The organism is Marinitoga okinawensis, from assembly GCF_055387075.1.
The window spans coordinates 344885-357782 of record NZ_AP042422.1; the positions used below are offsets into that span (position 1 = coordinate 344885).

The window sequence follows — 12898 nt, forward strand, 5'->3', positions numbered from 1 at the left end:
ATAATAATAAACGTATTGTTTATTATAATGTTCATTTATACATATAAAAAATCATATTTTGAGATGTTTAAATAAGAGTAAAATTCTAAAAGTCTTTTATAATAAAATTTTTCGGTGTTTATTATAAAATACACAGAAGACACTTTAAAAATACAGGTGATATTATGAAAATAGGGGAAAAGCTGAAAAAATTAAGGCTTTCAAGGGGATTAACACAAGAAGAATTAGCAGTTAGAGCTGATTTGACAAGAGGTTTTATTTCTCAATTAGAGAGAGATTTGACTTCACCAACTCTTGAAAGTTTAGAAATGATATTAAGAGCATTAGGAACAAATTTAAAGGAATTTTTTTCTGATTTTGAAGAAAAGAAAATTATATATAAAAAATCTGAGAGAGTTCCTATTTATGATGCACCAGAGGGAGTAAAAGAAGAATTGCTAATGACTGATACAGAGGTAAAGAAAATAGAACCGATTATAGTAGAATTAAATCCTTTGTCCCAGACTGAAGAAGAAAATTATCATGAGGGATCGGAATTTGGATATGTTTTGGATGGTAATATAGAGTTATGGTTGGATGATACAAAATATAAAGCTAAAACAGGAGATGCTTTTTATTTTAAGTCTGATAAAATTCATTATATCAGAAATTCTAGTAAAAAGAAAAAAGCTAAAGTATTATGGATTGAAATACAATAATAAAGAATAAAATAGAAATTCCATGGGGAGGGTTGTATATGGCAAAATCATTAGGAAGGCATATTATAGCTGAATTTTATGAATGTGATAAAGATATATTAGATGATGTAGATAAAATAGAAGAATTAATGAAAAAAGCTTCCATAGAATCTGGAGCAACTATAGTAACTTCTACTTTTCACAGATTTTTGCCCCATGGGGTAAGTGGAGCCGTTATAGTTTCTGAATCACACTTTGCAATTCATACATGGCCAGAATATGGATATGCATCTGTTGATATCTATACATGTGGAGATCATGTTGATCCATGGAAAAGTTTTGAATTTCTAAAAAAAGAATTTAATTCTCAGAGAGCACAAACGATAGAGCATTTAAGAGGCGTTTATGATGAGATTGGAATAGATGAAAACTCACCACATAAGGTGGAAGCGTAAGAGGAGGGGTTAAAATGGAAAAGAATTTAGAGCCCGGAAGACATTTGTTATATATGGAATGGTATACAGGTGGAGATGTAGGATTGTTTATGAAAATGAATAAAGTGTTATATTCTGCTCAAAGCGAATATCAAAGAATAGACATTTTTGAAAATCCAGAATTAGGAAGAGTTTTTTCTTTAGATGGAATTACAATGACTACAGAAGTAGATGAATTTATGTATCATGAAATGTTAGTTCACGTACCAATGTTTATTCATCCAAATCCAAAAAGAGTATTAGTAATTGGTGGAGGAGACGGAGGGTTAACAAGAGAAGTTTTAAAACATTCTTCAGTTGAAGAAGTGATTTTGTGTGAAATAGATCCAATGGTTATTGAGGCTGCAAGAAAATATTTACCAACAAGTGTAGAATATGATAATCCTAAATTAAAAATAGTAAATGAGAATGGTTCTGAATATGTAAGACAATTTGAAAATTATTTTGATGTAATAATAGTTGATTCAACAGATCCAACAGCTGGAGAAGGTGGACATTTATTTACAGAAGATTTTTATAAAGCTTGTTATAATGCATTAACAGAAAATGGTGTATTTTCAGCAGAAACAGAAGATCCTTTTTATGATAGAGCATGGGTAGGAATTGCATATAACAGGATAAAAAGTGCATTTCCAGTAACTAAAACATATATGGGCTTTATGACTACATATCCTTCAGGTATGTGGAGTTATGCATTTGCATCAAAAGGATTAGATCCATTAAAAGATTTTAATCCAGAAAAAGTTAGAAATTTTGAAAAATTAGACACATTAAAGTATTATAATGAAGAAATTCATGTTGCAAGTTTTGCATTACCAACATTTGTAAAAAAATTAATTGGTGAAAAATAATTAAATAAAATATACCGGTGGAATTTTCCACCGGTTTTTTAATAGAGGTGAATAATGTCTAGAGAATATATAATACCGATTTTTATTCCACATGCAGGATGTAAAAAAATATGTGTATTTTGTAATGAATTTTCTGCTACTGGTATTAGATTAAAACCAGATATAAAAAAGCTAGATGAAACATATACCAAATACATAGAATATTTTCCTAAAGATGTAGAACCATTTATAGCCTTTTATGGTTCTACATTTACGGGTATGGAAAAAGAATTAATGAAATACTATTTAGACTGGGCGCAGGATAAAGTTGCTTATGATAAAGCGATAGGAATAAGATTTTCCACTTCACCAGAAGAAATAACAGAAGAAAAAATAAATATATTAAAAGACTATACAATAAGCTTTATAGAAATTGGTATTCAATCTTTTTATAATGATGTTTTGGAACTTGCAAATAGACCGCATAATTTAGAAGAAGTATGGAAAGCGATAGATTTGCTTGAAAAGTATAATATAGATTATGGAGTTCATTTAATGACAGGATTACCTGGAAGCTCTTATTTTAAAGATATTAATTCATCAATTATAGCTACATTTTTAAAAGTAAAAAGCGTAAGGATTCATCCAACAGTTGTTTTAAAAAATTCAACTCTTGAAAAAATGTATAAAAATGGTGAATATAAACCAGAAACTCTTGAAGAATCAATCAGTAAAGTTGCTCGAATGACTGAAATAATAGAATCTTCAGGTAAAAATGTAATCAGATTAGGTATATGTTTATATGGAAAAGAGAAAGAAAATGTTGTAGCTGGACCATATCATGATTCATTTGGTGATCTTGTTAGAACAAAAATAGCAGAAGATATTATAAAAGCATTTCCTGAATTAATTGTACCAATTAAATATAAATCTAATTTTATAGGTTTTAAAAAGAAAAATATGAAATTATTAAAAGAGTCAAAAATACAATTTCATGATAATAAAGTTTTTATTTTAAATAATAAGGAACTTTCATATGTGGAATTGCTAAATTTATTATTAAATAAGAAGTTTATATAAAACTAAGGAATGTTCAAAAAAATAAAATTACTCAGACAGCTGATTGTATAATTTAAAAATAATCTTCGAGTTTTCATTCGTTTTATTTTTGAGTTCCAATAATATATTTAGCTTAATTAGAGAAATTTTTAATAATATTTGATATTATTTTCATATTTTATTTTTTGAATAATATAAAAAGCATATAAACTCTTTAGTTCTTAAGCAAAATTTAAGAAAATAGTGTATAATATAATTAGTATTAAGTTAATTTTATAAGGGGGTATTATTAATGTTATACTATATGCCAACAAAGTTATATTATGGAAAAGATATTATTTTTCAACATAAGGAAGAAATGATTATTGGCGAAAAAGCAATTATAGTAACAGGTAGAAATTCTGCAAAGATTACGGGAGCTCTTGAAGATGTAATATCCGTTTTAAACGAGTTTCATATACCTTATGTTCATTACAATGAAATTGGTGAAAATCCTACATATGAAATGGTGTTAAAAGGAAAGGAAATTGCTATTGAAAATGAATGTGATTTTGTTATTGCTATTGGTGGTGGAAGTCCTATGGATGCTGGTAAATCTATTGCAGTCTTAGCATCTAATCCCGATTTATCTCCTGATGATTTGTTTGATATGAAAAATTATGATGTTGCATTACCTATAGTAGCGATTCCAACAACTTCTGGGACAGGAAGTGAGGTAACTCCATTTGCAGTTTTAACAAAACCGAATGGTAGAAAATCAGGATTTAAAAGCGAATTAATTTTTCCAGATGTTTCCTATTTGGATCCAAAATATATGGTGAAGATGAGTAAAAGTTTGACAATGACTACAGCAGTTGATGCACTTTCTCATTCAATAGAAGGAATTCTTTCAAAAAAAGCTACTGTTTTATCTGACATGCTTGCTAAAGAATCAATTTCATTAATTTATAATTACTTACCTAAAGTATTAAATGATTTAGAAAATATTGAATATAGGGAAAAACTTGCAATTGCATCATCCTTAGCTGGAATGGTTATTGCACAAACAGGAACTATCTTACCTCATTCATTAGGGTATAGAATAACTATTCATAAAGGTTTAAGACATGGTCAAGCAACAGCAATTTTTTTGCCTTTTGTAGCTCAAGAAGTAAAGAAAACTGCGCCAAAAAAGACTAAAATACTTGAAGAAATATTTGGTAGTTTAGATGGATTATATGAGTTTTTGAAATCGGTTGATGTATATAAATATGATATAGATTTTACAGAAGAAGAATTAGATATGTTTTCAAAAGAAGTTATGAATTCGTCACATGTAAAAAATACTCCAGGTAATTTTGATTTAGAAAAAATTAAAGGAATGTATAAAAAAATATTAAAAATATGATAAAATGATATATAAGATACGGAGGTATTAATTTGAAAATATTTCTAGTAAGACATGGAATGACAGAATGGAATATTCAGCAGAAATGGCAAGGAACTGTTGATATTGAATTAAGCAATATAGGAATAAAACAGGCAAAAAATTTAGCAAAAAGATTTAAAAATGAGAATTATGTAAAAGTTTATTCGTCATCATTAAAAAGGGCATATTCAACGGCATTACCAATAGCTGAAAATATCAACTCAAAACCAATGGTTGTTAAAGGACTTGAAGAAGCAAATGTGGCTCTCTGGAATGGATATCAAATTAATGATGTAAAGACTAGATTTAAAAGAGAATTTGAATTGTGGTCAAATGATCCTTGGGCTTTTGTGGAAGGCGTAGAATCTTTAGCTGAAGTGCAGCAAAGAGGAGTAAAAACGATAAAGCGAATATTAGCTGAAAATACAGAAAACATAGTTATTGTTTCACATGGTTTATTAATAAGAACTATTGTATGTTGGGTTTTAAATTTGCCCTTAAATCAACATAGAAGATTTATGCTTGATAATGCTTCAGTCACAACGTTTGAATATTTTGATAATAGAATGAAATTGTTAAGTTTGAATGAAACATGGCACTTGGATTTAGAGAGAATAATTCATCCTAAAACTGTGGAGGAAGAATTATGAGATTATATACATATTTTTTTCCATATGATAATATAGAAACTCATAAGTATTTTATAGTAATAGATACATTAAGAGCTACATCTACGATGGCAACGTTGTTATCAATTGGATGTCAATCAATATCTGCAGTAAATGATCCAAAAAAAGCTCTAGAAAAAAAAGATGAAAATACGATTTTAGTTGGTGAAAGAAATTCTAAAAAAATAAAAGATTATGATTATTCTAATTCGCCATCTGAAATATTAAGAAACGCTGGTGAGTTTAAAAACAAAAAGATTATTATTACTACAACTAATGGTACAAAAGCCTTAACACTTGCTAATTCTAAAGGTGTAACAATAGCAGCTTCTTTATTGAATTTTAAAGCGGTAATTCAATTTTTGATAAATAAAAAAATAGATGATATAGGGTTTATATGTAGTGGTGATGAAGGAAAAGCTTCATTAGAAGATGTTTTTACAGTTGGAAGATATCTATCTATTCTTTCAAAACAAGATATTTCATATTTTAACGATGAGTCTTATATAGCTTTGAATATGGCAAATATTCCTCATACAAGAATATTACAATATTCGATGCATGCACAAAAGTTAAAAAAATTGGGATTAGAAAAGGATTTAACAATGTGTTTTAATGAAAGCTTATTAAATGTAGTGCCGATTTCAAAAATGAATGAAAATGAATTTAAATCAAAATTAAATATTTAATTATAATTTGGAGGTGTAGTATGAAAAAAACAGTTTTAGTTTTATTATTGGTTGCATTTAGTGTTTTAGCATTTTCAGAAATAGTAGGTTATTTAACAAAAGATGGAAAGGTATTAGAGAACTATTCTTTAGATGATAAAAGGTTTGAAATTGAATATTTAAATAGAATTAATTCTATGCAACGAAGTGGACAAAAATTCGATAAATCAAAAGAACCTTATTATATGTTATCAACAATAAGAGATATTTTGAATTATAAAATTCTTGAATATTATGCTAAAGAAAATGGATATACACCAGATGCTAGTAAAATTGATCAGCAAACGAAGGATTTAATGTCTCAATATTTAAATAATCCAAAAACAAAAGATCAAATAATAAATTATTTTGGTTCAGAAGAAAACTTTGAAAAATATATAAGAGAAAATTTGGAAGCTAGCGAATATTATTATTATGTAGATTCTAAAATTGGAACTGTTACCGAAGATGAATTAAATAATTACATTAAAAATAATATTGATGATATTAAATTAAGATATGAAAAAATACTTACTAAACATATATTAGTGACTGATGAAGCAACGGCTAATAAAATTTTAAATGAAATTAAGAGTGGTGAAATTACATTTGAAGATGCAGCAAAAAAGTATTCTATAGATACTCAGTCAGCCAAGAATGGCGGTAGTATTGATTGGGTAGCAAAAAATCAGGTAGTTCCAGAATATTTTGATGCAGCTTTTAAAGCAAATGTTGGAGATATTGTAGGACCAGTAAAATCTAATTATGGTTATCATATAATAAAAGTAGAAGGTAAAAAAGTTTATAATGATGTAAATGATATAAAAGCTGATAAAGATTTGGTGGACAAACTAAGAACAGAGTTAAAAAATGAAAAATTATCAAAATGGTATTCAGAATATTCTAAAGATTTTGATTATGCATTAAAATATGAGCCATTAATATATGAAGATAGAATAGAAAAGGCAAAAACATTAAAAGAAAAAATAGATATTGAAAAGAAATTATATGATGCTATTAGAAGTAATCCAAATGCTCCAGAATTATGGCAAGAAAGTTATTTGAATTTAGTTCAAGAATTAAATCAAACATTGCCTGAGGTTATTGAAGTTAATAGAATAATTTCAAAATATAAAGATACAAAATATCTAAACATGACCGAAGATGAAATAAGTAATAAGATAGATGAACTTGAAACTGATATAGCGAATGAAAAGGATGAAAAAACAAAGTCTGAAAAGACTGCTTTGAAAAAAGATTTAGAAGAATTATATTATGCTAAAATAATGTACCCTGATCTATTAAAAAATAACGATTTTAGTTCAGAATATATTCAAAAGTATTCAGAAGAATTAAAGACAAGAGAATTCAATATGCTAAAAGATAAATATAATAAGAATAAAGATATGGATACATTGATAAAATTATACCAATTAAATCCTGATGATCCTCAAATTTCATTTGAATATAATTATACATATTATCAATATATAAAGCAATATATTTCTTCACAACCAAAAGATGTTATTCAACCAGAATTAGAAAAAATGTTGCAAGCATTTGAAAAAATAGTATCAACTACTGATGATGAGAAAATAAAAACAGAATCGCAAAAAATTATTGATGAAATAAAAACAACATTGAAGAATATGATGGGAGATAACAAGTAAAAAAGCGCCGTAAGGCGCTTTAGTTTGTAGTTAAAGCACAAAATAAAATAATCAAAATAATATTTACTCATCCGGTGAAAATTTTTATTCCTCAAAAATGCTCATTTCAGCCTGTCGTTCAAACTCACGTCCATGTTCGGTTTCACTCAATTTTGCATCCATGCAAAATTGCCAGGCTCCATTCACATTTTTTCGGAAATTTTCAAGGATTCGCTCATATTATTTTTTCATATTTTATTTTGTTAACGTTTAAAGCGCCGAGAGGCGCTTTTTATATTGTTATTAATTCATAATTTTTAGTACCTAAACCTATTTTTTCTGCATGATTTAATCCTGCTTCCCAGTCTGCATTAGGATGCACGAATTTAAATTTATCTTCTCCTACAAAATCATGAGAGTGATCCTTATATATTTTACTTCCTGGTAATACAGGAGCATTTTTAACTAAATCAACGCTTGCCATATCTAAAGCAACTGGGTCAAATGATGCAGCAATACCTATATCTGGGACTATTGGATAATCATTATTTGACCAACAGTCGCAATCAGGGGAAACATTCATAATGAAATTAATATAAAATGCTGGTTTATTTTTAACAATTGCATAGGTATATTCGGCTATTTTTTTATTCATTATTTCAGATGATTCGTCCCAAACAACCTGTGCAGCATTATATTGACAAACAGCAACACACTGCCCGCATCCTACACATTTATCATAATCTATATATGCAATTTTCTTTTCATTTAGATGAATGGCATCATGAGCACAATTTTTCACACAAATTCCGCATCCTACACAATTTTTTTCTACAATTTTTGGTTGTGATGTAGAATGTAATTCCAACTTTCCGCCTCTTGAAGCGCATCCCATACCTAAATTTTTTAATGTTCCACCAAATCCTGCTTGTTCATGCCCTTTAAAATGAGTCATTGCTATAATTACATCGCTATCAACAATAGCTGTTCCTATTTTTGCAGTTTTACAATATTCGAGATTTATTGGTATTTCGGTATAATCTGTACCTTTTAAACCATCAGCGATAACAACATGACATCCAACAGCTAAAGGATTAAAACCATTTTTATATGCACTTTCTAAATGATCTAAAGCATTTGATCTTTTCCCACTATAAAGGGTGTTAGCATCAGTTAAAAAAGGCCTTCCGCCTAATTTTTTAATTATTTTTACAATTCTTGCAGCATAATTTGGTCTGATATATGCCAAATTTCCAGGTTCGCCAAAATGAATCTTTATGGCGACGAATTTTTCTTTAAAATCAATATTTTCAATACCAGCTTTTTTAACTAATCTTTCTAATTTATCAAGTAAATTCATACCGGGTCTTGTTCTTAAATCGGTAAAATAAACCTTTGATGGCATAATTTCACCCCCATAATTTCTTGGTTTTATTATATCATTTTTTTTGACAATAAAAAAGAAAAATGATAAAATAATTAGTAATACGAAGTATTGATTGGGGGGATTAAATGTTTAAAGCATATATTTTGTTATTGTCAGTTACTTTTATTTGGGGAAGTACATTTCCTTTGGTGAAAGTAACTGTTGGTGGGGATGATGTATATATTTTTCTTGCTATAAGATTTGCAATTGCTTCATTATTATCATTTCTAATCTGGAAAAAGCAAAACTTTAAGTATGGTGCAATAATAGGGTTATTCATTGCATTGGGTTTTATTACTCAAACTATAGGGTTAACGATAACTACAGCATCAAAAAGTGGATTTATAACTTCATTATATATAATATTAACCCCCTTATTTTCATATTTGGTAGAAAAAGAAAAACCACACATCAACCATATCATTGCATTACCTTTAGCTGCTATAGGTTCTTATTTTTTATCAGGTGGAATTCATGGAATAAATTTAGGTGATATTCTAACGTTTATATGTGCAATTGCATTTGCCTTATCAATGGTATATATTACTAAATATTCTAAAATAGTTGAAGAAACTTCATTATTAGGGTACCAATTTTTAGTTGTAGCTGTTTTAAATGGAGCTTTAGTATTTACAAAACCAGTACATATTACACTACCAATGATTGGAACAGCTATATTTACAGCAGCACTTGCATCAACATTAGCTACATTAATACAATTAAAATATCAAAAAGTAGTTTCTACTAATACAACAGCATTTATTTTTGTTGGAGAACCTATATTTGCTATGTTGTCAGCATATATTTTTTTAGGTGAGACAATGACAACACAACAAATAATAGGAGCTTTAATATTATTATCATCTTTAATTATAGCATCCGTTAGATTTGGAATTAAAGAAGCTAGAGAAATGTAGAGACTTATTGAGTCTCTACATTTTCTATATTTATTATCTCTGCATTTTTCTTTTCATCATAATTTATCTCAATAAAATATATTCCTTCTTTTTCATATAAATATGGAATAATTTTCTTATCAATATTTGTTAAATTTTCTTCAAACAACTTATCTTTTTTTACCCATTTTAAAATTCCTTCATTACAATACTGTAATTCTTGTTTTTTCACTTTACCCAAAAATATAAATAATATCCAATTATAATGTTCAGGACCTTCTTCTGAAGTAAATACTTTTAATCTTAAATCATTTAATTCAAAACCTGTTTCTTCTATATATTCTCTTTTAATAGCTTGTACTATATCTTCATTCTTTTCAACCTTTCCGCCTGGTGGAACTAATTTTCCGGAAAAAGGTTCTTTAATTCTTTCAAGCATTAGAATTTCGTTTTCTTCGTTTTCTGCATAACAAATTACTGCCATTTTTTGATTGTGGTTTTTAAATAATCTACTAATGTCAAAATTTAGTTTTTGCTTTTCAAAAAAACTTTTTATATTTTCCATTTTTATATAGTCACCTCTTTTGAAGTATTAAAATTTGAATTAATTAGTTATTTTAGGTTTTCTAAAGAAGATTAAGAATAGTAATAGATTATATGCTATCATTAATCCTAAACCATAGAAATTGTATATAATTTTTCCAGAAGTTAAGTATAATGCAGGTAGATTTAAAATAGCAATTAATGGAAATCCTATCATTAGAGAAATTCCACTTCCAAAAATCAAATTTTCTGCAGCCCCTGTTTCTAAAGCTGGATCAACTTCTCTTAATAACGCCATAGCTGTAGAAATTGTTCCAGTAAGCATTCCAAAAAATGCAATTCTATTCTCTACTTCGTTTTTCACAATTATTTTTTTGGTTAATAACATTACATAGAAATAGGTTAATACTCCAGCTGTCAATGTGATAAAGAATATTGGCCAGAAATATTCTCTAATCCTTGCTAAAGATACTGCACTAATAGATGCTGCAACCATAAAATCAAAAACTGCACCAGAAATTCTTTGTAATAAAAAATTATTTATATAATTCTCTTTAGCTATATTTTTTTCTCTTAATTTAACATACACACTTCTAAATATCATTGCTACAATAGCCCCAAAAACAAAATGAAAACCCCATAAAACTGTTCCAAATGTATGTCCTAAATTACCTAACGTATTTAAATATTCTGTAAGTATTTTTATTAAAAAATATGTAATTGAATAAACTATACCAATTAAAACAAATTGTATAGTTAAACCATCCATATCAGAAAATTCATAGTCTTTTACGACTACTTCCTTTTTATGGACAATTATCTTTGACTTATCTTTTTTCCATTTAGCTAATAATATGTTTAATATTACTAAACCGCCAATCGTTGCCCAACCAAATCCTGCAGCTGCAATAGCTAAGCCAACAGCACTTCCGTTATTTAAACCTAATAATTGCCATTGAGAACCTATAGAAAATGCCTGTCCTGGTCCTTGCCCAAATCCCAATGGAACTATATATCCTATAGGGATAGGTGTTTTTTTATCAAATAAATAAAATAAACTGGCTATAGTTATTCCTAAAATACCTTGAAATAAATATGTAGAAACAATTATAAATCCAGCTTTCCCATATTTCCCTCTATTTTTAACAGTTCTAAGAGCTAAGGCTATAAATCCAATAGCCATTAAATGATAAATAATTTTTCCTAATCCATCAATATCTAAATCTATTAAGTGAAGGAGATTAGGTCCCATTAAAAAACCAATAAATCCAGCAAGTATTGAATTTGGAATAACAAATTTTTGTAGAGCAGGAATAAATCTTTTTAATAATATTGCAATACCAAAGAAAAGTGAAATCCAAAAGAAATCATCAACCATCGATATGTACATTTTTTCCACTCCTTATTTTATAGATATTGTACAATAGATAACTATAATTTTTCGATTTAATTCTATAAACCTTGTCTTCATATATGAATTCAAAAATGGTTGATAAAAAACATACACCATTTTTAATTTTTTCAAATTCAAATGTATTTTTATTGAATTTTATTCCATAATCAAAAACTTCTATGTTACCTTTTTCTTTATTCAATAATTTTGGTTTAAATAGGTCTCTTTCTTCTAAAGTTCCAATATCTAAAACCATATATTTGTTATTATCCATATAATTTATCAATTTTTCTTTTTGAGTATAAATAATATCATCTATTCTTTTTCCATTTATATACCCATAATCATCAACAACATATTCGCTAGAACAATTTGTACATTTTGCAATATTACCTTTAGCCTTTATTGAATTAAATGAGTTGCATTTATCGCAAAACCACATAATTCTTTCTAAACCTTCTGCTTTTTTATTACCAGAATACTTCAATTTATTTTTTTCTTGCCAATTCCATTCATTATATTTAATATATTTTAAAGCTGCAGAATCATTAAAAGTTTTTAATTCAATAATAATAGTTCCTTTTCTTTCTTTTTTTGCCCATCTTGGTTTAGATAAATAACCTCCATGAATTCTTGCAGCTAAAATTGGTACCTTAATTTTATCTAATAATTTATCTGTTCCAGAAAGTGCAGATTGATAATTTCCAGACCATGTTGTAGAACCTTCTGGAAAAAGTCCTACTATTCCACCATTTTTTAAAACTTTAAAGATATCTCTAATGGTTTTTATATCTGGAATACCTTTTTGCTTTGGTATAAATTTAAAATGCTTAAAAAAAGGATTACCCCATTTGTTATAATAAGTTCCTCCGGCCATTACAAAACTAATAGGATATGGAATTACTGATTGAATAAAAAAACCATCTAAAATATGTGTATGATTTGCTATAAATAAAAATGGTGGTTTGGGAATTTCACCAACAACTTTAATATTATATTTTTTTATGATATAAGGAGCTATAATAAATTTTAGAAATTTTCTTAATAAACTATCACCATAATACATAAAAACATCCTTTCAAATATACTTTTCTTTATTTTACCATAATTTTATTCGTATCACAAACAAAATAGGCCCATTTGGGCCT

The 12898-nt window shown here is 27.5% G+C and carries 13 protein-coding genes; 9 read left to right on the forward strand and 4 right to left on the reverse strand.

Features of this window, described 5'->3' with window-relative positions:
* Positions 1-164: 164 nt before the first annotated feature.
* The 8 genes from ACZ5CK_RS01540 (at position 165) to ACZ5CK_RS01575 (ending at position 7513) form a co-directional block, all read left to right on the forward strand.
* Positions 165-698 carry a helix-turn-helix domain-containing protein gene (locus ACZ5CK_RS01540; protein WP_464582150.1) on the forward strand — a complete coding sequence of 178 codons (534 nt, stop codon included), beginning with the start codon at positions 165-167 and terminating at the stop codon, positions 696-698.
* Between the two features lie 38 nt (positions 699-736).
* Positions 737-1132 (forward strand): adenosylmethionine decarboxylase, encoded by a 396-nt coding sequence (gene speD / locus ACZ5CK_RS01545; protein WP_464582151.1) that lies wholly within the window; start codon positions 737-739, stop codon positions 1130-1132.
* A 14-nt stretch (positions 1133-1146) separates the two neighbouring features.
* Entirely contained in the window at positions 1147-2022 is an 876-nt protein-coding gene (gene speE / locus ACZ5CK_RS01550) for a polyamine aminopropyltransferase (protein ID WP_464582152.1), read from the forward strand.
* A gap of 54 nt (positions 2023-2076) precedes the next feature.
* Positions 2077-3081, forward strand: a complete 1005-nt coding sequence (locus ACZ5CK_RS01555; protein ID WP_464582153.1) for an elongator complex protein 3 — start codon at positions 2077-2079, stop codon at positions 3079-3081.
* Between the two features lie 271 nt (positions 3082-3352).
* Complete coding sequence (locus ACZ5CK_RS01560) at positions 3353-4447, forward strand: iron-containing alcohol dehydrogenase family protein (protein ID WP_464582154.1); 1095 nt, start codon at positions 3353-3355, stop codon at positions 4445-4447.
* Positions 4448-4479: 32 nt separating this feature from the next.
* A complete protein-coding gene (locus ACZ5CK_RS01565) occupies positions 4480-5118 on the forward strand; it encodes a histidine phosphatase family protein (protein WP_464582155.1) in 639 nt (212 codons plus the stop codon).
* Positions 5115-5825 carry a 2-phosphosulfolactate phosphatase gene (locus ACZ5CK_RS01570; protein WP_464582156.1) on the forward strand — a complete coding sequence of 237 codons (711 nt, stop codon included), beginning with the start codon at positions 5115-5117 and terminating at the stop codon, positions 5823-5825. Before ACZ5CK_RS01565 ends, ACZ5CK_RS01570 begins: the two co-directional genes overlap by 4 nt.
* A gap of 20 nt (positions 5826-5845) precedes the next feature.
* Positions 5846-7513 carry a peptidylprolyl isomerase gene (locus ACZ5CK_RS01575; RefSeq protein WP_464582157.1) on the forward strand — a complete coding sequence of 556 codons (1668 nt, stop codon included), beginning with the start codon at positions 5846-5848 and terminating at the stop codon, positions 7511-7513.
* A gap of 271 nt (positions 7514-7784) precedes the next feature.
* Here ACZ5CK_RS01575 and ACZ5CK_RS01580 read toward each other — a convergent pair whose 3' ends face one another.
* Positions 7785-8900: a DUF362 domain-containing protein gene (locus ACZ5CK_RS01580; protein ID WP_464582935.1), complete on the reverse strand. Its 1116-nt coding sequence runs from the start codon at positions 8898-8900 to the stop codon at positions 7785-7787.
* Positions 8901-9004: 104 nt separating this feature from the next.
* Between ACZ5CK_RS01580 and ACZ5CK_RS01585 the strand changes: the two genes are divergently transcribed.
* Complete coding sequence (locus ACZ5CK_RS01585; RefSeq protein ID WP_464582158.1) at positions 9005-9835, forward strand: DMT family transporter; 831 nt, start codon at positions 9005-9007, stop codon at positions 9833-9835.
* A 4-nt stretch (positions 9836-9839) separates the two neighbouring features.
* Here ACZ5CK_RS01585 and ACZ5CK_RS01590 read toward each other — a convergent pair whose 3' ends face one another.
* The 3 genes from ACZ5CK_RS01590 to ACZ5CK_RS01600 are packed head-to-tail and all read right to left on the reverse strand — an operon-like array spanning position 9840 to position 12816.
* Complete coding sequence (locus ACZ5CK_RS01590) at positions 9840-10379, reverse strand: NUDIX domain-containing protein (RefSeq protein ID WP_464582159.1); 540 nt, start codon at positions 10377-10379, stop codon at positions 9840-9842.
* A 39-nt stretch (positions 10380-10418) separates the two neighbouring features.
* Positions 10419-11747 (reverse strand): sodium/glutamate symporter family protein, encoded by a 1329-nt coding sequence (locus ACZ5CK_RS01595; RefSeq protein ID WP_464582160.1) that lies wholly within the window; start codon positions 11745-11747, stop codon positions 10419-10421.
* Positions 11728-12816, reverse strand: coding sequence for a lysophospholipid acyltransferase family protein (locus tag ACZ5CK_RS01600; protein ID WP_464582161.1), 1089 nt, complete (start codon positions 12814-12816; stop codon positions 11728-11730). Before ACZ5CK_RS01600 ends, ACZ5CK_RS01595 begins: the two co-directional genes overlap by 20 nt.
* Positions 12817-12898 lie beyond the last annotated feature (82 nt).